At 37.1% G+C, this 24558-nt stretch carries 19 protein-coding genes and 3 pseudogenes; 12 read left to right on the top strand and 10 right to left on the bottom strand.

The window, feature by feature from the left end; genetic code table 11:
* The first annotated feature begins 467 nt into the window (after positions 1 to 467).
* Positions 468 to 965 carry a hypothetical protein gene (locus PVV64_RS08720; protein ID WP_273760645.1) on the top strand — a complete coding sequence of 166 codons (498 nt, stop codon included), beginning with the start codon at positions 468 to 470 and terminating at the stop codon, positions 963 to 965.
* Between the two features lie 133 nt (positions 966 to 1098).
* Here the strand turns inward: PVV64_RS08720 and PVV64_RS08715 are convergent, their stop codons facing one another.
* Positions 1099 to 1545, bottom strand: a complete 447-nt coding sequence (locus PVV64_RS08715; protein ID WP_273760644.1) for a nucleoside deaminase — start codon at positions 1543 to 1545, stop codon at positions 1099 to 1101.
* A gap of 259 nt (positions 1546 to 1804) precedes the next feature.
* On the opposite strand from PVV64_RS08715, the gene PVV64_RS08710 reads away from it, so the two are divergent.
* From PVV64_RS08710 to PVV64_RS08695, 4 genes are all read left to right on the top strand, one after another.
* A complete protein-coding gene (locus tag PVV64_RS08710; RefSeq protein ID WP_273760648.1) occupies positions 1805 to 3208 on the top strand; it encodes a pseudouridine synthase in 1404 nt (467 codons plus the stop codon).
* A complete protein-coding gene (gene rsmD / locus PVV64_RS08705) occupies positions 3189 to 3746 on the top strand; it encodes a 16S rRNA (guanine(966)-N(2))-methyltransferase RsmD (protein ID WP_273760643.1) in 558 nt (185 codons plus the stop codon). The genes PVV64_RS08710 and rsmD overlap by 20 nt, the downstream gene beginning before the upstream one ends.
* 969 nt (positions 3747 to 4715) lie before the next feature.
* On the top strand, positions 4716 to 5564 hold the full coding sequence (locus PVV64_RS08700) for a transketolase (RefSeq protein WP_273760642.1): 849 nt from the start codon (positions 4716 to 4718) through the stop codon (positions 5562 to 5564).
* A complete protein-coding gene (locus PVV64_RS08695) occupies positions 5561 to 6526 on the top strand; it encodes a transketolase family protein (RefSeq protein ID WP_273760641.1) in 966 nt (321 codons plus the stop codon). Before PVV64_RS08700 ends, PVV64_RS08695 begins: the two co-directional genes overlap by 4 nt.
* A 746-nt stretch (positions 6527 to 7272) precedes the next feature.
* On the opposite strand, the gene lldD is transcribed toward PVV64_RS08695, so the two are convergent.
* Together lldD and PVV64_RS08685 are read right to left on the bottom strand one after the other, a co-directional pair.
* Positions 7273 to 8424, bottom strand: a complete 1152-nt coding sequence (gene lldD / locus PVV64_RS08690) for an FMN-dependent L-lactate dehydrogenase LldD (RefSeq protein WP_273760640.1) — start codon at positions 8422 to 8424, stop codon at positions 7273 to 7275.
* Between the two features lie 899 nt (positions 8425 to 9323).
* Positions 9324 to 10412 carry a 2'-deoxycytidine 5'-triphosphate deaminase gene (locus PVV64_RS08685; RefSeq protein ID WP_273760639.1) on the bottom strand — a complete coding sequence of 363 codons (1089 nt, stop codon included), beginning with the start codon at positions 10410 to 10412 and terminating at the stop codon, positions 9324 to 9326.
* A 297-nt stretch (positions 10413 to 10709) separates the two neighbouring features.
* Here PVV64_RS08685 and mutL point away from each other — a divergent pair, with 297 nt between their 5' ends.
* Together mutL and PVV64_RS08675 are read left to right on the top strand one after the other, a co-directional pair.
* On the top strand, positions 10710 to 12548 hold the full coding sequence (mutL, locus tag PVV64_RS08680) for a DNA mismatch repair endonuclease MutL (protein ID WP_273760647.1): 1839 nt from the start codon (positions 10710 to 10712) through the stop codon (positions 12546 to 12548).
* A 115-nt stretch (positions 12549 to 12663) separates the two neighbouring features.
* Entirely contained in the window at positions 12664 to 12900 is a 237-nt protein-coding gene (locus PVV64_RS08675) for a DUF2093 domain-containing protein (RefSeq protein WP_273760638.1), read from the top strand.
* 27 nt (positions 12901 to 12927) lie between these two features.
* On the opposite strand, the gene lpxK is transcribed toward PVV64_RS08675, so the two are convergent.
* The 7 genes and pseudogenes from lpxK to PVV64_RS08640 all read right to left on the bottom strand — a co-directional run bounded on the left by lpxK (position 12928) and on the right by PVV64_RS08640 (position 20809).
* Positions 12928 to 13947, bottom strand: a complete 1020-nt coding sequence (gene lpxK / locus PVV64_RS08670) for a tetraacyldisaccharide 4'-kinase (protein WP_273760637.1) — start codon at positions 13945 to 13947, stop codon at positions 12928 to 12930.
* A gap of 1 nt (position 13948) precedes the next feature.
* Positions 13949 to 15259, bottom strand: coding sequence for a lipid IV(A) 3-deoxy-D-manno-octulosonic acid transferase (gene waaA / locus PVV64_RS08665; RefSeq protein ID WP_273760646.1), 1311 nt, complete (start codon positions 15257 to 15259; stop codon positions 13949 to 13951).
* Positions 15260 to 16271: 1012 nt separating this feature from the next.
* Positions 16272 to 16514: a DUF4170 domain-containing protein gene (locus PVV64_RS08660; RefSeq protein WP_273760636.1), complete on the bottom strand. Its 243-nt coding sequence runs from the start codon at positions 16512 to 16514 to the stop codon at positions 16272 to 16274.
* A 65-nt stretch (positions 16515 to 16579) separates the two neighbouring features.
* Positions 16580 to 17383 carry a 3'(2'),5'-bisphosphate nucleotidase CysQ gene (locus tag PVV64_RS08655; protein WP_273760635.1) on the bottom strand — a complete coding sequence of 268 codons (804 nt, stop codon included), beginning with the start codon at positions 17381 to 17383 and terminating at the stop codon, positions 16580 to 16582.
* Entirely contained in the window at positions 17370 to 18701 is a 1332-nt protein-coding gene (locus tag PVV64_RS08650) for a TldD/PmbA family protein (protein WP_273760634.1), read from the bottom strand. Before PVV64_RS08650 ends, PVV64_RS08655 begins: the two co-directional genes overlap by 14 nt.
* A 988-nt stretch (positions 18702 to 19689) precedes the next feature.
* Positions 19690 to 20139, bottom strand: a pseudogene (locus PVV64_RS08645) (hypothetical protein).
* A 250-nt stretch (positions 20140 to 20389) separates the two neighbouring features.
* Positions 20390 to 20809, bottom strand: a complete 420-nt coding sequence (locus PVV64_RS08640) for an EVE domain-containing protein (RefSeq protein ID WP_273760632.1) — start codon at positions 20807 to 20809, stop codon at positions 20390 to 20392.
* A gap of 948 nt (positions 20810 to 21757) precedes the next feature.
* Here PVV64_RS08640 and PVV64_RS08635 point away from each other — a divergent pair.
* The 5 genes and pseudogenes from PVV64_RS08635 to PVV64_RS08620 all read left to right on the top strand — a co-directional run bounded on the left by PVV64_RS08635 (position 21758) and on the right by PVV64_RS08620 (position 24424).
* Positions 21758 to 22915, top strand: coding sequence for a site-specific integrase (locus PVV64_RS08635; RefSeq protein ID WP_273760631.1), 1158 nt, complete (start codon positions 21758 to 21760; stop codon positions 22913 to 22915).
* A 272-nt stretch (positions 22916 to 23187) separates the two neighbouring features.
* A pseudogene (locus PVV64_RS10570) lies at positions 23188 to 23505 on the top strand (antA/AntB antirepressor family protein); the annotation flags it as partial.
* 78 nt (positions 23506 to 23583) lie between these two features.
* On the top strand, positions 23584 to 23736 hold the full coding sequence (locus PVV64_RS10565; protein WP_404978425.1) for a hypothetical protein: 153 nt from the start codon (positions 23584 to 23586) through the stop codon (positions 23734 to 23736).
* 118 nt (positions 23737 to 23854) lie between these two features.
* Positions 23855 to 24130: a type II toxin-antitoxin system RelB/DinJ family antitoxin gene (locus PVV64_RS08625; protein ID WP_273760630.1), complete on the top strand. Its 276-nt coding sequence runs from the start codon at positions 23855 to 23857 to the stop codon at positions 24128 to 24130.
* Between the two features lie 12 nt (positions 24131 to 24142).
* Positions 24143 to 24424: pseudogene (locus PVV64_RS08620) on the top strand (type II toxin-antitoxin system YafQ family toxin).
* Positions 24425 to 24558: the final 134 nt, after the last annotated feature.

Below are 24558 nucleotides of genomic sequence, written 5' to 3'. Positions count from 1 at the left end.
ATGAAGTGGATTGCCCTTATTGTCTTCATGTTTGTAATCGATTTAGCTCGTTTTATGGAGGCGCTAGAAAATAGTCTCTCCCACGTGAAAAAATGGCTCACGAAGAGTTAGAGAAATAGCAAAAAAAAGACCTTGAAAAGAAGTTCTAATTCGCAATAATTGAGAGGCTTTTTGGAAAATCCTATTCCCTCATTTTTATTTTAGCTTCCCTCACTTTTAAAAAATATATGTAAACACAGTAAGTTACATAGATAAAAAAGAAGCTTTATCACTCTCATGAAGAGGGTGAAATGCAGATTTATAAAGAGCATTCTTACAGTTTGAACTCTGTCATTGATGCGTATAATCTTTTGTGATAAGAGAGGGTTTCGTTGTTTTTCTGCGGGGGGTGAGTTTGTGTATGGAACAGATCTCCAATAAATGCAGGAAGATCAATCGGCCATATACTGAGGAAAATGGGATAAGCAATGAAAAAACATGCAATCAAAATATTGCCGGCAAGCATTTTGAGTATATGCTTTGTGTTAACAGGATGTGGTGTATCCGGTCCTACTTATGGGACAGATAAACCGGTTTCATTACAGTTTTTTGAAGATGTTGCTAACATTGCCTCACTAACACCAACAAATGATAATAGCCAGCTTGTTATGAGGCCTCATCCAAAACTTGTGATGCCGAAGTCTGGTTCGCGCTTAGTTTTGCCAGTGCCGCAGCAAGATACAGCAGCATCAAAGCAATCTTCTGGTAATGGAAAAGTTTCTGTTCTTCCCAAAAAACAATTGTCTGTTAATGAGTATACCAATGCTGCTGATTCAGAAAATATTTCACAGTTGAGAGCAAAGCAACGGCAAGAATATTTACGCCGTCAAAGAGCACGTGTGGGAAGTGCGAAGCATCGTCGCTATCTCACGGAGCCACCTTTGAGTTATCGTCAACCGGCGAAGATTGCACCTGTTGGTAAATAACAGTCGAAGAATTGCAAGAATATTAAACAAAATGCTCTGAAAACGAGTTTGGATAAAAAGAAGAGCTGTTAAGCTTTTTAGAGAGTTCTCATTTTTTGAAGAGAGAGGTGTTAGAAGTCCGGAGAGGAATTTTTTAACACCGTTTTTGTGCAAAAAAATCTTTAAGAAGTTGGGATGCTTCTTTTTCCTTAAAGCCAGAATAGATCTCTGGTTTGTGATGACAGGTTGGCTGTTGATAAAAGCGTGGACCATGTTCAATAGCGCCTCCTTTGGGGTCGTTTGTTGCATAGTAAAGGCGTCGTATGCGTGCAAATGAAATAGCCGCAGCACACATTGCACAAGGTTCAAGGGTGACATACAGGTCGCAATCAGGCAGTCTTTCGCTTTGGAATGTTTCGCAGGCCATACGGATGACACGCATTTCTGCGTGTCCTGTAGGATCATATGCGGCTTTGGTGTAATTACCAGCGCGTGCAATGATTGTTTTGCCGTGTGTGATAACGGCACCTACAGGGACTTCTTCTTTTTTTTTTGCCCATTGTGCTTCTAAGAGGGCTATTTCCATAGGAGTTAAAGTCATAGAGTTCTTTCGGCTAAAAGTGTAGAAATAATAAGATTCTCCATAGAGAAGAGTACTAAATGAGTGAGTTATAATCCTTTTATCACGAAGTGGTATTATTTTTAAATGTTTGAATCAACTTGTAAGGAAATAGGTACATTCTTATTGCTAAAGGATAGAAAATGATAAGTGATTGTGTTACTCCCCCTTATCAGGATAAGCAGTATGGTGCTGGGTGACGATTTTTAAACGTATTGGAAGAGGTTGGTGTAAAGAGCAAATGAATGAAAACAATGAGAGTGAGCGGATTGCTAAAAGATTAGCACGTGCAGGTGTTGCTTCGCGTCGCGATGCAGAAATGATGATTGTTGCAGGTCGTATTGTTGTTAATGGGAAAGTTGTGACAACACCTGCTTTTAATGTTGCTCGCTCTGATATTATTAAAGTGGATGGTAAACCTTTGTCTCCTATAGAACGAACGCGGTTATGGCTTTACCACAAGCCGGCGGGGCTTGTCACCACGAACCGTGATCCTGAAGGGAGACCAACAGTATTTAGCAATTTGCCAAAAGGAATGCCTCGTGTTCTTTCGGTAGGAAGGTTGGACATTAATACAGAAGGTCTTTTATTGTTAACCAATGATGGTGGACTATCGCGTGTATTAGAGTTACCCTTAACGGGTTGGGTGCGCAAATATAGGGTTCGTGCTCATGGGAGAGTACAACAGAGTGCACTTGATAACCTTAAAAATGGTATAGCCATTGATGGTATTTTCTATGGTTCGATTGAAGCATCAATTGAACGTGAACAAGGATCAAATATATGGCTTTCTGTAGCGTTGCGTGAAGGAAAAAATCGTGAAATAAAGAAGGTTCTTGGTGCATTAGGATTATCGGTTAATCGTTTAATTCGTGTCTCTTATGGTCCATTTCAGCTTGCTGATTTGGAAGAGGGAGGTGTGCGTGAGATAAAAGGTCGTACGTTGCGTGAGCAATTAGGTGAACGTTTAATTATGCAAGCCAATGCAAATTTTGATGCTCCTATTCTGAAACCCTTTTCAAATTCTGTAATTGTTGCAGAAAAACGAAGCGATAAAGATCTTGTTCATAACAATGACGGTTGGATTTTCTCAAGTGGGAAAGAAATACAGCGCAGACAACAAGGCGGATCTGCAAAACATCATCAATCACGATTAGGTACAAAATCTGATGCCAAATTGATGCGCAAGGATAAGAGTGAGGAGGGAAAAGGAGAGCGTTTTTTGCCTCGTTCGCGTCGTTCTAATGTTTGGATGGCTCCTGGAGCACGGCCACAGAGTACACTCAAAAAGTCTTTCTATAGTGAAAAGTCTTCTTATGAACATAAAAACAATTTAGCAGATCAAAGATCTTTCCGTAAATCGAAAGAAAAGCTTTCAGATGTTCCATTGCAGAAAGAGAGGGATGCTCGTTTTGATCAAAAACATGGTAAAAAATCTTTTGCTGAAATGCGTTTTGTTGGCAAGAAAGAGCGTTTTTTGAAGAAAAAAGAAAAGGTTATGGAAGGCAATAATGATAAACGTTCTTTTGAGGATAAGAAAAGGGCGGAATCATTTACGGGTGTCATGAAAAAATCTAAAACATATAGGGGAGAGACAAAAACAGTGAAGAGATCTGGAGGACTAGGTGCGGATCGTCGGCGGTAAATTTGCAGGGCGTGTTTTGTGTGCACCCATGGGGCAGTCAATTCGTCCAACAAGTGATCGTACGCGCGAAAGCCTTTTTAATATTCTTGCCAGCCGAGAAGAGCAATTTTGGACCAACAAACGTGTTTTGGATCTTTTTGCTGGTACTGGTGCTTTGGGTCTAGAGGCTCTATCGCGGGGTGCAAAAGCGGCTGTTTTTGTTGAAAACTCTGTTGAGGGGCGTGCACTCATACAGAAAAATATTGAAGCTTTTGAATTGCAAGCAACAGGGCGCATTTTGCGTCGTGATGCAACAAAACTTGGCAATATTGGCACGATGCTTCCCTTTGATGTCGTTTTTGCCGATCCTCCCTATGGTTATTGTTTAGGTGAGCGTGCTTTTGTAGAGGTATTACAAGGGGGGTGGGCAAAAGCACAGACACTCTTTGTGCTTGAAGAAGAAAAAGAGGCAATGATTCATTTACCTGAGATTTTTTATCTCGATGATGAGCGTTTTTATGGTGAGACAGCAATACGTCTTTATAAACTACGATCATAGATTTAGGCTTGAGGAAGTCCTCACTTTTATCTCAGAGAGTAAGAAAAATTATTCTATATTACTTTTTTATGAAATAATTGCTATTTTAGTCAAAAGTGGCTTTTCTCTTGTTCAAGAGATGCGAAAGCTTTATACTTCTTTATTTTATTCACCCGTATATAATTAGATATATTTTTCTATACGATCAGCTAAAGATAGAGAACATGATATAAATGCTTTGACTAATACAAGATTTTAATGTCAGTCAAGTTATACCAAGAGAAAGTATTATGACTCTTTGTTTTTGGCGGTCGTGATAATATATTGATTTATAATAATAAATAATCATTCATAGTGAATAATAACTCTGAATACAGTAAATTGTTCTCATCTCAATCTCATATTGCATCAATGAAAATCACTTCCTTGCATCCTATAGTCGGGAAGCGTGGGGATAAAAACACTTCAAGAGAAGAGTAAAAATATCTTTTATGAACACTCTCAGGTGCCAAGAGCTGTTGCGACTGGGAACAGGCGAATAAGCCAGATGGCGATAGTTCGTATTATCATAAGCATAAAGAGAGTGATGCATTATGGCTTTTTCTTACACCATTCATGGGACTATTGCGAAATGGGTTTAAGTAAATTGAGAAATTTTGAAAAAAGCGTATGAATTGGTAAGATGATGGCGTTTTGTGGTGTTCTGTTTTGCATGGGGGTGTGACTCCATGAAAGAGCGTGCTAAACAACAGCACGAGGTAATGTATAATTTCCACATAATAAAACTTTTGATAATATGATATCAGGATGCAATTTTAAAAATCGATGTTTTAATAATTTTCTATATTTTTATATCTGCACAAATTTTATCACATTTAAATCCTCTTTATCATGGGATAATGAATCTTACATGTTTAAAATAAAAGGTAAGGAGTATATAAAATCACAATTTGAGGTGGTTTTTATAAATCTTTTAAGGGGGGAGAAGATATGGCTTATGCAACCAATAAAGCAGATATTGATGATGCGATTTATGCTCTTCGTTTACGCCTTAAAATACTTGATCTCATTAGAAAAGCAAAATCTGGTCACACGGCTGGGAGCCTTTCCTGTATTGATTTTATTTATATCTTATACAAACATATTCTTCAAATAAATCCAAAGCGCATTCATGATCCCAATCGTGATCGATATGTCCAAAGTAAGGGACACGCGGTTGAAGCGTTGTATATTGTGTTATCAGAAATGGGGTATTTTGACCCTCAACTTCTTGATACTTATTTAGACTTTGGTTCGGATTTTATTGGTCATGTCACTAAAAAAATCTCTGGTATAGAACAAAGTACAGGTTCTCTTGGGCATGGCTTATCTCTTGGCGCAGGAATGGCTCTTTCTGGACAGCTTAATTCTCAATCTTATCGTGTTTTTGTGCTTCTTGGTGATGGCGAAATGACGGAGGGCTCTGTTTGGGAAGCAGCCCTTTTTTCAGCACATTATAAACTGGGCAATCTCATCGTCGTTGTTGATAGAAATCGATTGCAAATTACAGGTACAACGGATGTCTTAATGAAAACAGAGCCCTTGGCAGATAAATTTACAAGTTTTGGCTGGCATGTTGTAGAAATTGATGGTCACAATATGACTCAACTGAAAACATCATTAGGATTACTTCCATTCCATAAGGATAAACCAACAGCAATCATGATGAATACCATAAAGGGCTCTGGAATTTCCATCATGGAAGATGACATAAGCTGGCACCATAAAGTTCCAACAGATAAGGAATATAAGCTTGCTGTTAAGGAAATTGAGACAAAAATTCAATTAATGGGAGTATGAGTGTGGATCATCTTCATCAAAAAACACAAAATGCCGTGAAGTTTTCAAACCTCGAAATTTTAAATAAGACTCTTATAAAAATAGCGAAATTTGATAAAGATATTGTCGTTTTAACAGCTGATTCACGCTTATCTGGAAAGATTGATCAATTTGCAAAGCTCTATCCGGAACGTATTATAGAAGTTGGAATTGCTGAACAAAATTTGGTAGGCGTTGCTGCTGGTCTTGCCTCATGTGGAAAAAAGCCCTTTGTTGTTTCGCAAGCTTGTTTTTTGACAACACGTGCCCTTGAACAAATAAAGGTGGATGTCGCTTATTGTGAAAATCCTGTCCGATTAATTGGCATGAGTGCTGGTATTAGCTATGGGCCACTTGGGGCAACCCATCATGCTATTGCTGACTTTGCTTCGCTTCGCGCTATTCCTAATATACGTATTATTGCTCCTGCAGATAATAAAGAAACAGAAGCTGCAATTCTCTCGACACTAAGCGATTCTACGCCTGCTTATATACGTTTAGGAAAGCATGCTGTGACAAATATTCATAAAGATGTTGCAAAAATTGATATCAATAAAGCTTCTGTTATAAAAAAGGGAAAAGATATTCTCTTACTTGCCACTGGTGAGACGGTTCAGATTTGTCTTGATGCTGCTGAAGAACTGCAAAAATACGAAATTATACCAACGGTTGTCAGTATACCAACAATTCGGCCCTTAGATAATGCGTCTGTGCTAGAATTATGCAAATCCCACCGATCTGTCATTGTTTGTGAAGAGCATAGCGTAAATGGAGGGCTTGGAGAAGCGATTGCGAGATTACTCATGGAACAGAACATTGCCTGTAAATTTATATCATTAGGAATACCAGATGAACCAATCTGTAACGGAAGCCAATTAGGTGTTCTAGCACATTATGGAATCAGTAGAGATGGTATAATGAAAAAAGTGTTAGCAATGACATAATATACACAAAACATGAAACTGCTTGCGCATGTGTTTTCCAGCTTAAACAATAACGTATTGAGAATGCAAAAAATGAGATAAATAGGCATATTGAATTAAATTGCGCTTTTTAAGTTTGATAAAAGAGCTTTTTTAAAGACAGTACAGTGCGATTTTTATTACTTAAAAACGTATTTCACCAAAGCCCTATCATATTCATAGAATATATTATTCGATAAATTCCCTAGAAATACTGTAGATATGATAAAATCTGATCGATTTTTTATTATAAGTATATCTTATAATAACACATATTGATTTTTTAATGAAAAAATATTATACAAAACGATAATTTAAGTATAAATTTAAATAAAATTTATAATTTTATTTTTTAATACAGTGTGTAAAATAAATTCATTCTTATATTATATTGTAAATGTTTTTATAAGTAGGAGTAAAAATGCTCATAGCATTCATGATAGGTATTTTTTCTATATCAACAGTTGTTGTGCCTTTAATAGCAGCGCTTGTTCCTTTTTATCCTTAAAAGGAGTTTCAACAAAATAAATAAAAATGGATGCAGTGTTATTTGTGTTTTTTCTGCGTTCATTATTATTAAGATTTTTTCTCTACTATTATCGTAGTTAGGAGATGTTTTCTGTCATTTTATGGAGGAGAATTTTGAGCTGTTAACATGTTTGTCAAATGTACAAATATGCTCTTTATAAAAAATATTTTCTTTTTTTAAGCTATATAGAATATTGTTTTTATTGCTCAAAAACATATGGATTTGTTAAACTTTCACGTGTAATGTCTTTAATTGTGCGAGCACCGGTTAGTGTCATAGCGACCCGCATTTCCTTTTCGAAAAGATCAAGCAGGTGAACAACACCTTTCTCACCCGCTGCTGCAAGCGCATAAACAAAAGCACGACCAATCATAACAGCATCCGCACCTTGTGCTATCATACGTACAACATCAAGCCCAGAACGCACACCAGAATCCGCTAAAATAGTCAAATCTCCCTTTACAGCTTCTGTAATTTTGGGCAACGCTCGTGCCGTTGATGAAACACCGTCGAGTTGACGTCCGCCATGATTGGAAACAATGATACCATCAGCACCAAATTGTACTGCTTCTTGTGCATCTTCTGGATCAAGAATACCTTTCAAAATCATTTTTCCTTTCCAAAAATCTCGAATCCATTGCAGATCACGCCAACCAATTGAGGGATCAAAATTTGCTCCAAGCCAACCAACATAATCGTCCAATGCAATCTTTTTTTGCAAATAGGTAGAAACATTTCCAAGATCATGTGGACGTCCCATAATACCAACATTCCAAGCCCAATGTGGATGGGTAAAAGCTTGTAAAATACGGCGTAACCCAGCATAAGGACCAGACATTCCAGAATGGGCATCACGATAACGTGCACCAGGAACTGGCATATCAACGGTAAAAACCAAAGTGCGTATACCAGAGGCCCAAGATCGTTCTAATGCATCACGCATAAATCCGCGATCTTTGAGAACATAAAGTTGAAACCAAAATGCACTTCCAACAGCTTTTTGCACTTCTGCAATGGGGCAAACGGAAACTGAGGATAGAGTAAAAGGTATCCCTTTTGCAACGGCAGCACGTGCAGCTTGTACCTCCCCACGACGTGCATACATACCAGTTAGTCCAACAGGTGCAAGTATAATGGGTAAATGAAGTGTTTGATCAAAAAGCTTTGTTGAAAGATCAACTTTATCAATCTGCTTGAGAATCCTTTGACGTAGTGCAAGCGCTTGAAGATCTGTACAATTACGTCGCATTGTTTCCTCAGTATAAGCTCCACCATCAATATAGTGAAAAAGGAAAGGGGGAAGGCGGCGTTTTGCTGCTTTACGGTAATCAACTGTTGAGGAAATAATCATGAAGTGCACCACTGTTTTTGAATGAAAAGCGAAAACACTCTAAAATGAATAAGAACCAATCCGCACGCCTCCAATGAGACGTCTTCCCCAATATTCCACTCAGTAGAGGTCGGCAATTAAGATTGCAACTCAAAAAAACACATGGATAACAACAACATCTTTATTGTTCTTTTCTAGATTAAAAATCCGATGGCGATACGTCTTCATCAATAACCTCCCAGAAATGTTGTTTTAGTCATTTATTTTCATTTTAAAGTCGTATTTCTCTTATAAACTATAAAAGTACCTCATATGACAGTTTATACAAGCCCTATAGAGTATATATCAAAAAATTCCTCCTCCAAAGATAAAAAACGCATTCATAGAATGTCTTACAGGCAATCTAGAAATGCTTTTCTACCAGCGTACTTAATAATGCTAGCTGTTTTTCTATTAAAATTTATCAAAGCATAGATCTTTTGATTAATTTAAGGCACTTTAAAGAATTTTAAATATAAATACATATAAAGAGAAAAATCTCATTTTCTTTAAAAATTATCTACTTATACTATAAATTGATTATAGACAGAAAATATAATTTATTGAGTCTTATCAAAGTGAGCTTTGAACAACAGGTGAGACATATCTAAAAAGTTATGAAGAATACTATATAGGGAAAAATTTGTTACTGCTCTATCAACAAAAACGTCTATTTTTATTTTTAACGCTATTTTATAAGAAAACAAACTGTATGATATTTTTTACAATTTTTAAAAGTGAAATGCGTAGTGGTAAGAGACTTTGCACATTCAGTTGGAGGAACGCACAAAGGAAGAAGATATGATATATGGAAAAACTAAAGTTTTTCTTTTACTCTCATAGTTTTTTGCAAATATTTTACCAAAGCTTGTGTTGTCACATCATTTAAAATGCTTGGATAATTTTAATCCCTGCGCTTGATAATGTGATCCAACCTCATGCCCATAAAGTGTTGTTGGTCGATTAAGCATATGTTCATAGACGAGACGGCCAATAATTTGTCCATGCTCTAAGATAAACGGGACTTCACGGCTACGTACTTCTAAAACCGCTTTTGCTCCTTTTCCACCTGTTTCTATATGCCCAAATCCTGGATCAAAAAAGCCTGCATAATGCACCCTAAATTCACCAACTAAAGGATCAAAAGGCGTCATTTCAGCGGCATAAAGTGGAGGAACATGGACAGATTCTCGCGAGACTAAAATATAAAATTCATCAGGATCAAGAACGAGTTCCTTTTGACCACGGTCAAAAAGTGGTTCCCAAAAATCTAAGATATCTGCAACAGCATGTTTATCGATATCAATAACACTGGTATGGCGTTTACCACGGTAGCCTACAAGCCCGTTTTCATCCCCTTTCAAATTAATAGAAAGCCCAATACCACTCGCATTAATATTAGGAAAATCATCTGATATAAGTGTTTCTTGCCTATGCAAACTATGGAGCTCAATTTCATTTAAACAACTGTGCCCTTTGCGAAATCGAAGCTGAGACAAACGCGAACCAGTACGTACCAAAATAGGAAATGTGCGTGGACTAATTTCAAGATAAAGTGGACCATGATAACCAGCACAAATCTTATCAAACTCTTGGGCATTGTCGGTAATCACACGGGTAAAAATATCTAATCGTCCGGTAGAACTTTTAGGATTGGTAACTGCGGACAAAATTTTTGGTAAAGCCAAACTTTCCAAAAGAGGAACAATATAAACACAACCGGTTTCTAAAACGGCTCCATTTTGCAAGTCAAATTCGTGCAACTTTAATCGTTCGAGTTTATCGAGAACTTTTACGGGAGCTCCTGGCATAAAGGACGCACGAATACGATAGGCTTTGGTTCCTAAACGCAGATCAAGACTTGCGGGTTGTATTTGGGTTGTATCAACTGGTAAAAGAGTTTTAAGAACATGATTATCAATTAAAGCTTGTATATCATTATCTGCCAAAATACCACTTACACGCGCCATATATTTTGCCTTCCATCTTTACGTTATTTCTTTTTGTCTCAGATGACTGATGAGTGCAAGATATTTTAGGGAAATAACAATGATTTGCGTCTTATTTTGCTAATCAATTTACTGCTATAGTTAACCATAGAACGTTACAAACAATGAAACAGCATTTGCTACAATTCTCTTTGAAAATAAATCAGTTGTTTTGAGAATCATATTTCTTATACATTCTCATTCTTGAATGTTGCACAAATGATGCTATCATGATTCAAAGTTTCTCTAGAATCCTTAGGAATCTTGTTAGAATTTATGATGATCATACGCCATCTCAGCGAAAATATTATTAATCAAATTGCGGCCGGTGAAGTTATCGAACGGCCGGCAAATGTTATCAAAGAACTTGTTGAAAATGCCATTGATGCCGGAGCAACGCGTATTGAAATTGTTACCGCAAATGGTGGAAAAAACTTTATAAAAGTGAGCGATAATGGCTGTGGTATTTCTGCAGATCAGCTAACATTAGCTGTTTCTCGCCATTGTACCTCAAAAATTATTGATGATGTGCACAATATCTGTTTCCTAGGCTTTAGAGGAGAAGCCTTACCTTCTATTGGTTCTGTTGCTAAACTGAGACTCACTTCACGAACAAAAGATGCTGATAATGCTGCTGAAATTATTGTCACAGCGGGAAAGATTATTGGTCCAAAGCCAGCTGCTGCAAATCCTGGAACGATTGTTGAAGTACGTGATCTTTTTTTTGTCACGCCTGCACGGTTAAAATTTATGAAAACTGACCGTGCTGAAACGAATGCTATTACCGATATGGTGAAGCGCATCGCTATCGCATTTCCACATATTCGTTTTTCTCTTTCAGGCTCAGACAGAGCTTCTCTCGAACTTCCTGCTACAGAAAATAATATTCAAGGACGATTACAACGTATTACGCAAATTATGGGTACAGAATTTGCTCCCAACAGTATCATACTCAATGCGGAACGCGAGTCAGTTCGTTTGACGGGGTTTGCTTGTTTACCCTCTTTTAGTCGTAGTAATAGCCTTCATCAATTTGCTTATGTTAATGGGCGCCCAGTACGCGATAAATTTCTCTTTGGAGCAATTCGAGGAGCTTATGCTGATGTCATGACACGGGATCGTTATCCTGTATGCATCCTTTTTATTGATCTTCCGCCTGCTGATGTGGATGTTAACGTACACCCTGCCAAAGCAGATGTACGCTTCCGTGATTCAGGTTTCATTCGCGGTTTAATCGTTGGAGCCATTCGTGAAGCATTACATCAAACGGGTGTTCGCTCCACTTCAACGCGTTCTGAGGCTCTGTTGAGTGCATTTCAAACACAACAACCATTGAAAAATTTTCAAAATACACCTCCACTTTCTTCTTATAGACCGCAGCCTCACCATTTGTCATCTGCATCAATGGTGCACAAACCATTGGATATGACCAATTCTTTTGCTTTAAAAGAAGATACACCTCCTCTGATAGAGGGGTTAGATACACCAAGTGGTGATGCCTACATCTCAAATATTTCACCTTCACCAGAAGAATTGTCTTATCCCCTAGGAGCTGCCAGAGCACAAATTCATAAAAATTACATTATCTCTCAAACGCAAGATAGTTTGGTTATTGTCGATCAGCATGCTGCTCATGAACGATTAGTTTATGAAGCACTCAAGAATGCGCTTTATTCCAAACCGCTTCCTTCACAATTATTGCTGATCCCTGAAATTGTAGAACTCTCTGAAGAAGATGCAACGTGCCTTTTAACGCACAAAGATGCTTTGCAGAAATTTGGCTTGGGGATAGAACCATTTGGACCTGGTGCAATTGTTGTACGCGAAACCCCCTCTATGTTAGGAGAAATGAACGTACAAGCTCTTATTAAAGATCTTGCAGACGAAGCCGCTGAATATGATACGACAAATAATTTAAAAGAAATGCTTGATTATGTTGCCGCAACAATGGCTTGCCATGGTTCAATACGATCAGGACGTCTTTTGCGCCCTGAAGAAATGAATGCACTGTTACGGCAAATAGAAGCAACTCCTCATACAGGAACGTGTAATCACGGTCGTCCTACTTATATTGAACTTAAATTGGCTGATATAGAGCGGCTTTTTGGTAGAAAATAAATGATTATTCACTGCTTTGGAAGGAAATATTTTTGCAGTTCACTCTCGACTTTATAAGGCATGTTATGGCACTTTATTTGCGTAATCTCTCATAACAATGAAAGGGAATAAAAAAATGTTTTCCAGTGGTGAACGCGAAGCAAAAATTCATTATACCAATAATGGGTATAAAGTTATAGAATATGGCACCTATACTCTTTGTGCTGTTAGTGGACAAAAAATCCCTATCGACGATTTAAAGTATTGGAATCATCACCGCCAAGAAGCATATGCGAGTTGTGAAATTTCCTATCACCGCGAGCTTGAATGCAACCCGTATCTCAGCCAATTATTAAAAGATCAGAAAAAATAACCAATGGAAAACGATCAATTGGATTCTTTAAAGGGGATTTTTACGCTCTCTAAAGCGAGTCATGACCTCTTCCAAGAGCATACGACAAAAATCTTTTTGAGCAAAATCAATTTGGCTATCAAATATAATAAGATTTTTTAAATTTTTTTGCATATTGCTTGTTTGTATACGCGCATAATCTTTAGCAGTTGTCGCCAGCCATAAATTTTGATTTTTAGCCTTTTGTGCAAGATTTTTTAAGTCTGTATCGGTAAAAAAATAGTGGTCAGGATAAGAATAAGTTTGCACCACATGACCGGACAGTTCTTTAATAGATTTAAAAAATTTATCTGGATGGCCAATACCTGCAAATGCCAAAAATGATTTTCCTGCAACCTCATCAGATGCGAGAGATTTAAGAGAGGCATGATGCAAAGGTTTTCCTGTATGTGTGATGAGAAAAGTAATTTTATCATGCGCATCTGAATGACCAATCAATAAAACACTGTCGGTTAAATAAAGCTGTGTATCTAATGGTGCACGCAAAGGTCCTGCTGGAAAAACCGCTCCATTACCAAAGCCCCGCATCGCATCTACAACAAGCAATGTATAATCCATGTAAAGACGGCGGCTTTGAAACCCATCATCCATTAAAATCAAATTACATCCTGCTTGCTTAAGCAACTTTGCTGCAGCATAACGATCAACGGATATGGCAACAAAAGCATGCTGTGCAAGTAAAAGTGCTTCATCTCCAACATCGTGCGCATTATCATATTTTTCATTGACAAGATGTGCTTTCTTAATCGCTCCACCATAACCACGCGAGACAACACCAGGCACGAAACCGAGTTCTTTAGCGACTTTAGCAAAAGCAATGACAACGGGTGTTTTACCAGCGCCACCACAGGTAAAATTACCAATACACAAGACAGGAAGATCAATAAGAGGAGGCTGTCTTGCCATATGCCGACGTGAAAAATAACCATATCCCCAAGAAATTGGAGCTAACAAAACACGCAAAAAGCTTTTGTTTTTCCACCAAAAATGTGGTGTGCTAATGTGCATATCACCCCCGATGTTGACTTAAACCAGTTTGTATAACAAGGGGGTGCAAAAATGGTTCAAGAAGCTTTAACGTACGTTCAAGTGCACCCGCCATACCCGTTGCAATTTCATAGGCTTTATCAACCATTTCTTGTCGTAATGCTTCATTCGTTAAAAGCTTATACACCTGAATAGCAAGCTGTTTTGTATCTTGAATCATATAGGCTGCTTCACGCATCAAGAATTGTTCAAACATCTCTTGAAAATTTGAGACATAAGGCCCAGTCAAAATAGCTGAACGAAAAAATGCTAATTCCAATGGATTATGTCCACCCTCTGCACATAACGACTTTCCAAGGAAAGACACTTTTGATAAGCGAAGGAAAAGCCCCATTTCTCCAATCGTATCGCCCCACAAAATATCTGTATTCGTCTCTGGAACAGCATTATGACTTCTACAAACAAAACATAAATGCTTATTATTGCATTTCTCAATAAGGTCTTCTAAACGTTCAGGATGACGAGGCACAATGATTGTCAACAAATCTGGCAAATAATCCTTAAGAATCCTATGAACTTCAAAAGCGATTTCTTCTTCTCCCTCATGAGTTGAAAGAGCGGCCCAAACGGGACGATTGCCGATAGCACTACGGTAATGTGTAAGCAATGCTTGATCTTCAACAGGTAAAACATCAGCCTTAAGATTACCAGAAAGTGCAACAGATTTTACCCCAAGCGCATGGTAATAAGCGACATCTCTTTCATTTTGACCAATAACGAGATCAATATGCTTAAAGATATGTTTAGCAAGAGCAGGGCGTTTTTGCCAAGCTTTAAAAGAACGTTCAGACATATGGGCATTAACCAAGATTTGCGGAATATGCATTTTAGCAAGTTCTTTAATACGCAGAGGCCAAATTTCTGATTCACAAACCAATACGAGATCAGGTTTCCAATGACTGATAAAACGGTGCATTGCCACATCTAAATCCAAAGGAGCATATTGATGAATTAACCGATTACCAAACAGTTTGTTTACAAGAGAAGAAGATGTTACAGTGCCTGTTGTCAATAATACCTTGATTTTCAATGATAAAATATAATTAATAAGCGGAACAAGAGCAAGTGTTTCTCCAACACTAGCTGCATGCAACCAAATAAGAGGACTTTGAGGTCGTTTTTTATGGCTTTTTCCCAAACGCTCTTTTTGACGTCCTCGCTCTTCTTTTCCACGGACAGTACGAAAAAACAAATAAAAAGGGACAACAGGACGTAAGCAAAAGCCAATCATCCGATAGATAAAAAAAGCTGTTTGTGCTTTTAGTTCCATTATTAAAATCACCTCATATCATCTGTTTTGAGACGTCTGTAAACTTTTTTATTAAATAATGTATCACTCCTTTATGAGATCAATTTTTCTTCTTTCGAATAATGAAATACCCCTCATATTTTAGGCAACAAAAACACCTCAGTTATGGAAATAATTTGGAAAAGTAGACATGCAATGCCATGTTTTCAAGAATCTTCTCCTCTGAAAATGCAGGCACACAGAATATGATAGAACAGATAAATAATTTGGCTAATAAAATAATCCTTTTTCTTATTTTACACGCTTTATATCCACAATTATAATATTTTTTCAGACCTAAAAGTACATTTTGCGCATGAAGAGCTCTTCTATCCATATATTGCGAGAGCTCTTGCATTCGAGAGCGTTTATAAGAAACATTTATCTTTGCTCAAATGTTTTATATCCACATGCTTATCCCGCTTGTTATGTGCAAGCGAATAGTTTTAATTGTTTCCCATGGAAGAGATCTGAAATGAAAGTACTTTACGATATTCAGAGTTCTTCTTTAATATGAACAAAGATAAATTATGATTATAAATCAATAAATTTTATCCATATAAACACAAAGGATTTTTATACCACCTTCTGAAATTATGTGCAAATTTAACCTTGTACCTTTTTCCAAAGAGGACATTTATTGATGAGTGAACAAAACAAAAATATGGCAATAACTCTTGATTATTGAAAATAAAGAAAGGAGTTTAAGATACATCATTCACACAAAAAAGTGAGAAGAAAGAGATTATAAATACCTCATATCTTTATAATCTTACCTGAAACTTTCAATTATGATTATCCAATAAACAAAAAGCAATCTCTCTACAGAACAAAAACTATCCAAAGAGTGTTTTTATCAGGAAGTATGCTTTCTTCGCTAAAAATACCTTGCTTTTTTTCTGAGCTCTTTCACTCATTTTGCGATTAAATCGAAAGAACTCAATTTTTCTGCACTTGATTTCGCTTCAGAACATAATGATAGAATACGCAAATTTTATTACGCATCACCCATTTCACTGTCAAGAATGCGCTGTAAATCTACAATGTAATAACGTTGTAATGCGTTGTCTACACTACTTTGTGCTTTTGCTTGCCACGCTTCTCGAGCGGATTGATAATTAGAAAAAATACCAACAACATCTAAGTTATCAATATTCTTAAATTGATTACTATTAAGATTTTTCAACTCCCCGCCAAAGACCAGGTGCAAGCATTGTTTTTTCTCAGTGGCTTCAGTCATATGTGCCTCCATATCATAAAGAAATTTTAGTGTATTTTTTATGTGGTGAAACTAATTTTATGTGATTAAACTAACTTGGCTTGACGAACAACATCTATCATATCTTGGCAGCAATTATTTTTACCAGCAATTAAAAACCCATATTGATAAGCTTCAATTCCGTAAGATATAAAAGGTGTATCAAGCGCTAAAAAACATCCCCCGCATTCCTGTAAAATAAGATCAGCCGCAGCAATATCCCATGCATGACAATTGGGACGAACCAACACAATATCAATTTCATTTTGAGCCACAAGAACAATACGATAGGCAAGAGAAGGAATGTAGCGATAAAAATTGACTTTATCGCAAAAACCATTCGGCAATTTTTGTACGAGTGAGTTATCAAGTGAGACTGTATACTTCCTATGGATCTGAGAAGCCAAAAGAGGAAGTTTTTTACCATTTAATGTTGCACCTCCACCAGTGACAGCAGCATAAACATCTCCCTTAGCTGGACATTGCACAACACCCACAAGAGGGCGCCCGCTCTCAATAATAGCAATGGAAATACACCAATAGGTACTACCTGAGAGAAAACCACGCGTTCCATCAATAGGGTCAACCACAAAATAGCGTTCATAAATTTTTTGTTCCCGATCATCTTCCGTTTCTTCTGAAATCCATCCATAATTTGGGCGTGCTCTAAGAAGATTTTCTTTCAAAAAGTGATCAACAGCAAAATCTGCTTCACTGACTGGTGAATTTCCTTCTTTAATCCAAACATCTAACGTACATCCAAAATACTTCATTGCTAAATCTCCTGCTTCTCGACAAACATCAAGCAAGAGGTTTAAATCAGAAGAATGATGCATGTTATTTTCCTGCAAGTGTCATTCCTTCAATTAATAATGTTGGAGCTGCTGTACTATAACGCCGATCGATATCATTTGCAGGTGTTAAATGCGCTAACATATGAAGCAAATTGGACCCTAACGTTACTTCGCTGACAGGATAAGCAATTTCACCATTTTCGATCCAAAAACCAGATGCACCACGGCTATATTGTCCTGTAACAAAATCAATGCCATGTCCGAAGAGTTCTGTGACATAAAATCCACTTTGCAAACCTTTTATCATATCATGGGGTGATATAAGCCCTGGTTCAATAGCAAAGTTAGTACTTGCTGGCTTGACCAACGACGCTGAACGCACACCATGACCATTGGTTTTAAGTCCCAATTCACGTGCTGAAGATGATGAAAGAAGCCAGTTTTTTAAAATACCATTTTCAATGATATTTAATGTCTGTCCCTCTACTCCTTCTCCATCGAAAGGGCGCGAAGCATTCCCACGCAGTCTCAAAGGCTGATCTGTCACATGAACATCTGGTTTCATTACCGCTTTACCTAAGCGATTTTGTAAAAGACTTGTTTTACGTGCTACAGATGCTCCATTGACCATAGATGCAATATGTCCCGCGATGCCACGAGCCGTACGCGGATCAAAAATAACATCTACAGTTCCTGTGGCCGCACGAATTGCTCCCAAACGTCGAACGGCTCCAACACCTGCATTTTTTCCCACAATTTCTGCTGCTTCCAGATCAGAAAAATGTAAGGCCGTTGTATAATCATAATCCCGCTCCATCGCAGTACCCTCACCAGCAAGAGCACTGCAAGAACGTGAAAAAACACTGGATTGGTAGGAACCACAAAAACCATCACTGGTGACAAGAACAAATCCGCTATGACCATAAGCTGTCGCTGCTCCACCAGAATTTCTTACTCCTTTAACATTGAGGGCTGCGGCTTCTATTTTTAAAGCATCTTCTGTGAGAAAATGACTGTGCGGAACAAAATCATCAAAAAGATCGAGATCTTTAGGATGTATCACCAAAGATTCTTTATCTGCCAAACCTTCGAATAAATTGTCTGGAGAAGCTTTGGCCATTGCAACAGCACGTTCTGCCAGTTCTTGCGGATAAGCTGCTAAATTAGCAGAAACACTTGCCACTTTTTTTCCGACAAAAACCCTTAATGTAAAATCATTGCTCTCTGAAGCTTCTGTTGATTCGACTTTTCCAAAACGAACTGATACACTGGTAGAATGTGTACGAACAATAATAGCATCAGCAGCATCTGCCCCAGAACGTTTTGCCGATTCAACCAATGAAGCGGCTTTATCAATCTGGTTTTTGTCAGTCATCACGGACTCCCTTAAATTCAATTCCTCATATGGGGAAACAATTAGGCAAATTTATACAAAATGTGACTCTTGTATATTCTTCAATAAAAAATATGCATCATGGACGCATTTTTTTTCAACGAATTAAGCAATTTCCTTTTTAGCGTCTTTTCAAAAAGGTGCAATATATTATCAATTTTTTAGGTTTCAATTATTCTAATCCACGATATGTTTTTGCACATATTAAAACTACCTTTATCATCACACCAATAGGAAGTCATGCGACAACACTTGGCTTCATTTCAATTTTTCAAGCATCCAATAATTGGAATGAGGTCCTAAATGACGTTTCCTTTTACCACAAACATTAAGCGACTTTTACATTACCTCTCCTATGGCACTTTTTAATTCTCATGAAAACATGAGGAAATGCCTCTCTAATACTCCTTTTATATTTATGAGCTTTCTCATCATGCATACAATAATAATGAAATACAAACCATAGAAAGTATAAAAGATAATCTCCGTCGTTATAATTTTACCAAGAACAGTAGTCATTATTTTGGGGGCTATAGGTAATTCCAGCATAGACTTTTTTCATATTTACCCAAATAAGTTCTTATCATGACATTCGCTCTCGATGTTACCGGATATAAATGATAGTATCATGTCTTTACTTATACGTTATCATTAACAAGCTATGATGTTATTAAATAAAGCCTGATTGTCTTATTAAATTCTGATAGAATAACAACGATACTTTTTGAGTTTTCAACAAAAGAGACATTTCATGAGCCTTTTTGTGATAAAGTAAAATGAAATAATTTTTATAAAAACTTCGGTATAGAATCGATTTTATAAAATACTAAAGTCTAAAAAATTCAAGATGTTCTGTATATGATAACTCGTAAAATACCTATAATTCAAAGACTTAATTCTCACGTAGGCGATAACGTCTACATTATTTCTTTTTACAACAATATCGATTTTCTTTATAAATGAGGTATAACTACGAGAGAATTTTATCTCCAGTAAGAGCACGCCGACTCATTTCAATCATTGCATAGCGGAGATGTTGCTTTATTTTTGTGCCAATAATCATTCCAAAGAAGGGAGCAAGTAAGCCAGACATCGTTACCGTATGACGAATTTTATTTTTTGACGCGTTTGAATCCGTTGAAAGAATATACTCATGATTAAAACGCATGCGTGTAAAAGGCAGTTTAGTATAATCAGAAAAGCAAACATTTTTTATAACTTTATCAAGTGTAAAAGTTACTTTCGGCCCCTTTCTAGGTTTCATTCGCCCTGTAGCTCCTACTTTAAAAGCACCAGAGAGTTCTACCCACTCAAGTTCGTGATCCCAGCACGGTCAAGTTGCTACGTCTTCCCACATGGTCCAAATTTTTTCAGCACTTTCTTCTGTGTTAATTTCTTCACTATATGTCCATTGAAACATGAGAGTCCCCTTTATATTTTACAAAAATTCCCATTGTAGTGATGAAATACATAAATATTCAAGCTAAAAGCAATTATGAAATTTAACATATGCCCTTCTCTTGCAGTTTAGTTTCAAATAGGAGTATCATGACAAAGGGGAGTTGCTACCAATCTATTCTTTCAGAGCATGCTTTAATTCAACAGAGATACTCAGTTAGTTTAAATCAATATTCTTTAAACACTTGGAAACAACCCAAACAGTTAAACAATTAGCCCTCATAAATCCCCATTGCTTTGCGAATTTTGGCGGCATCAAAAGCGGTAATTTCAAAAAAAACTTGTCGCGCTAACATTCCCCAATGAGAATTTGTTAAAAATTCAAGACCCTGAATCTCTTTTAAAACAACAGATCGTGCTTGTTTGTGAAAAATAACATCTTTTCGAAAAGGTGTGAAATGAGGCATTTGCTCCACTTGATAAATGTGATTATCCTTAAAGATACATTGAAACTCTATTGTTTGCAGAATTTGTCCAGTACCCATTTTGCATCGTGGACAGTAAATAAATACTTCATCTCCTTTAGATGTTTTTCGAAGTGGCCTAGCCTTACCATGACAGACTTGCAGAAAGCCAAATTGTGCGGCAAGACGCGCATGCTCTCGAGAAATCACAGCTATCCAATGTTTCATTTATATTCATTCTTTCACAAAGTAAGTAAGATTTTTATACTTAAAATCTTTCTCTTAAAGTTATTCAGTAATGAAGGTGATTTTTTCACATTTCTAAAGATACAGATACAATTTGAGTAGCTTAAATTTGTAAATTTCTCATAAGCGGTTAATAATATTGTATAAAAAAGAAATGAATCGTAAGAACTCATCATAAGGAGTCATAAAATACGATTTTTGAATAGAAAAGCTCGTAAAAAGTTATTGCATTAAAAAACTTGAGGATTTCTAAGATCTCCCAAATGAAATATTTTGCAGCGCATTTGCATTTAAAGGAAATGTATTCATTTCTACAAAGCATCCAACTCATATTACAATTGCTATCATTTAAAAATACAAGACAAAGAAAATTCGATACAAAAAGCAAAAGAGTGTGAGAAAATAAATTTTATTTGGTGTGGTTATAACTATTTAAGAAAAAGTAAAATTATGATTTTTCTATAGCTTTCACTTATGAATAAAAACAGCTTATATACAGATAATTTGACAGTATCATGCCTTCAAAAGCATATAACATTTTAAATGACAGTTTTTAAAATCTCTGTTGAAGCATCTTTGAGAAATTACCTCACAATTCTTAACGGTATTCTTCATAATGAAGGTGAAACTGCTAACAATTTTGTATAACACAAAACAAGATTCAAGCATATATCAAAAGGCGGGTAAGTTAAATAACTGAAGATAAACAACTTGTTATTTTCGTTTTTAAACAAAAAGTGGTGCCGCATGCCGGCAAGCAGGGCTTTATCAACAAGATTCAAAGTATATAAATATGTGTAAGAGCGTATTGATGTGTATAGTTTTTTATGTTCCAATAAAAAAATTAAGAATTAAAGAAAAAATCTCAAATCAAAAATTAAAGGTGGTCTAAAAGGTGGACCCAAAAAGGTGGACGAGAAGGGAAATTAAGTGAGGGGGATTCATCGATTATCAGCATTACTTGTCAAGTCTGCTTCCCAGGGTAAATATTGTGATGGGGCGGGGCTGTGGTTGAATGTTAGAAAAGACAATACGCGTTCGTGGTTCTTTCGTTATACATACCACAACAAACGCCGTGAAATGGGACTCGGTTCAGTCGCACAACTTTCTCTAAAAGAAGCGCGTGAACTTGCCAAGCATTATAGTGCTATTCTCAAAGAAGGCAATGATCCTATTGTCTTTCGAGAACAAACTGTCTTAAAACAGCAAAGCAATAGCTTTAAAGAAGTTGCGCAGGCGGCTTTTGAAAGTAAAAAAGCCGAATTAAAAAATGAAGGCAAAAATGGGCGTTGGTTTTCTCCACTGGAATTGCATGTTATTCCACACATAGGCAGCCTCTCTATAGAAAAATTAACGGCCAGTATCATTCGCAATGTTCTCTCGCCCCTTTGGCATGAAAAAGCAGATACAGCACGAAAAGCATTAAACCGTATTAACATTTGCTTGAAATATGCTGCAGCTCTTGGTTTGGATGTTGATCTACAAGCCTGTATGAAAGCACGTGCTCTTTTAGGAAAGCCACGTGTTACATCAACAAATATTCCTGCTATGCCATGGCAAGAGGTTGCGGCATTTTATCAAAGCTTGGATGATAAGATTCTTTCAAATTTAGCCTTGAAGCTCCTTATTTTGACTGGAGTACGGTCACATCCATTGCGCTATTTGCGTCTTGAACAAATAGATAAAAATATATGGACAATACCAAAAGAAAATATGAAAGGTATTGTGGGAAAAGTTTCAGATTTTCGCGTGCCATTAAGTCATGAAGCTTTGAAAGTGATTGAAAAATCTCTCCCTTTTGAGAAAAAAGGTTTTCTCTTTTCTGGTCTTACCGGCAAGCCAATTTCTGATGCAAGCATGGCAAAATATATGACAGTTTGTGGTTTGACTTATCGCCCTCATGGTTTCCGTTCAAGCTTACGGGATTGGATAGCAGAAACAACGTCAACACCATTTGAGATTGCTGAAACTGTTCTTGCGCATTCCGTTGGGAGTTCAGTGACCAAAGCTTATATGCGAACGGATTTTTTAGAACAACGACGTGCTCTCTTGGAACAGTGGGCTGCATTTATAACAGGAGAGACTTGACAGACTTATAACAATGTGTCTATTGTCGGATCGGGTGCTTAGAAAACACCTTAGACACATAGCGGATAGATTGCCGAAACAATCTTTTCTCCGCGCATTAAAGGCTTTGACACATTGTACGTTACACACATATAATGATTTTGTCGGGTGTGGTTATGCTATACAATACCCTTTTGGGGAAGGCATAACGACGGGCTATGTGCCGTGTTTTCTAGCACCCGGCGCTCTTCTAGAGTGTCAATAGAAGACATTTAAACACATAGGAGTTCATTATGAACACACTTATAGAGATTAAAGAACAAATCATTGATCAGGAAACTGTTCAAACGGTCAATGCGCGTGAGTTACACGCGTTTTTAGAAATAGGGAAAGATTTTTCTACCTGGATTAAAGACCGCATTCATCAGTATAAATTTGAAGAGGGTAGTGATTTTATAAAAACACAAGATTTGCGGTCCCCAAAATTGGGGAGCGCAAAATCTAGAGCTGTTACAGCAATAGATTATCACCTTACCTTAGACATGGCGAAAGAACTCTCAATGGTTGAACGCAATGAGAAAGGTAGGCAGGCTCGTCGTTACTTTATTGAGTGAGAGAAAAAGTTAAAAAGTCAATCTACTGATTATGATGTTGATCGGCGCTTTGATTTACCAAGCCATTGGGAGAGAATGAACGCTGGTGAAAAAGTTTTGTATCTTTTAGGTCCTATCCATGTTCGTCTTATTGATGCCTTTAGAGTTGATGAAGAAAATAGAAAATATAAAGCCCTCATTAAAGAAGCTAAGCGGGTTTTAGCAAGATCTGTTACGAAAGCTGCTTAATTTTAAAAGTATGGTTCATCTCCCCGTTTTAAAAGCGGGGAGGGAATTATTAGATAAATCTCTTGACATGAGCTTTAATGTGGCACATTGTAGTACAAATAGATGGAGATTTAGGCAAATGGGTAAAATTCAAGCACGCATACCTGATGAAGTTCAGGAAGTTGCAAGCGCAGTGATAAAATCTACGGGTTTGACTGTATCAGATGCAGTGCGTATGTTTATGACCCGCATTGCTAGAGATAGAGCATTGCCACTTGATCTCTTTCAACCCAATCCGGAAACATTGCAAGCTATTGAAGATGCAGAGATGGGGCGTGTCGAATGTACGTCATTAGATGGTTTGCGCGCGATGATTCGTGAGGATAAAGCCGAAATATGTAAGTCTGCAAAGTGATCTTTGTTAGCTATGCGGGAGATTGTTTATACTAAGTCTTTTCGGTGTGATCTTAAACGTGAAAGTAGGGGGAGATACGCTGATACATTAGAGACAGATTTGCTGCTTGTGATCAAAACATTAGCGGCAAATGAACCCCTCAAAGTACAGTGGAGAGATCATGCACTAACAGGTCAATGACGGAACTGTCGTGATTGTCATATTAAACCAGATTTAGTTTTGATCTATCGAAAGCCTGATGATGAGACATTAGAACTTTTACGGCTTGGTTCACATGCTGAACTGCGTTTATGACAATTTTTCAATGTTTTGAAAACCATTGTTTGAGATGTGCAATAACATTATCTATGGCGTCCATAAGGCGAGCAAAATCAAGGATCAGCAAAAAAAGAAAAAATGCTATCCACTTCATGAGACGCGACATCATC

Source organism: Bartonella sp. ML70XJBT.G (genome assembly GCF_028618575.1).
Classification (GTDB): Bacteria; Pseudomonadota; Alphaproteobacteria; order Rhizobiales; family Rhizobiaceae; genus Bartonella.
This window is presented reverse-complemented; position numbering and strand designations above follow the sequence as displayed.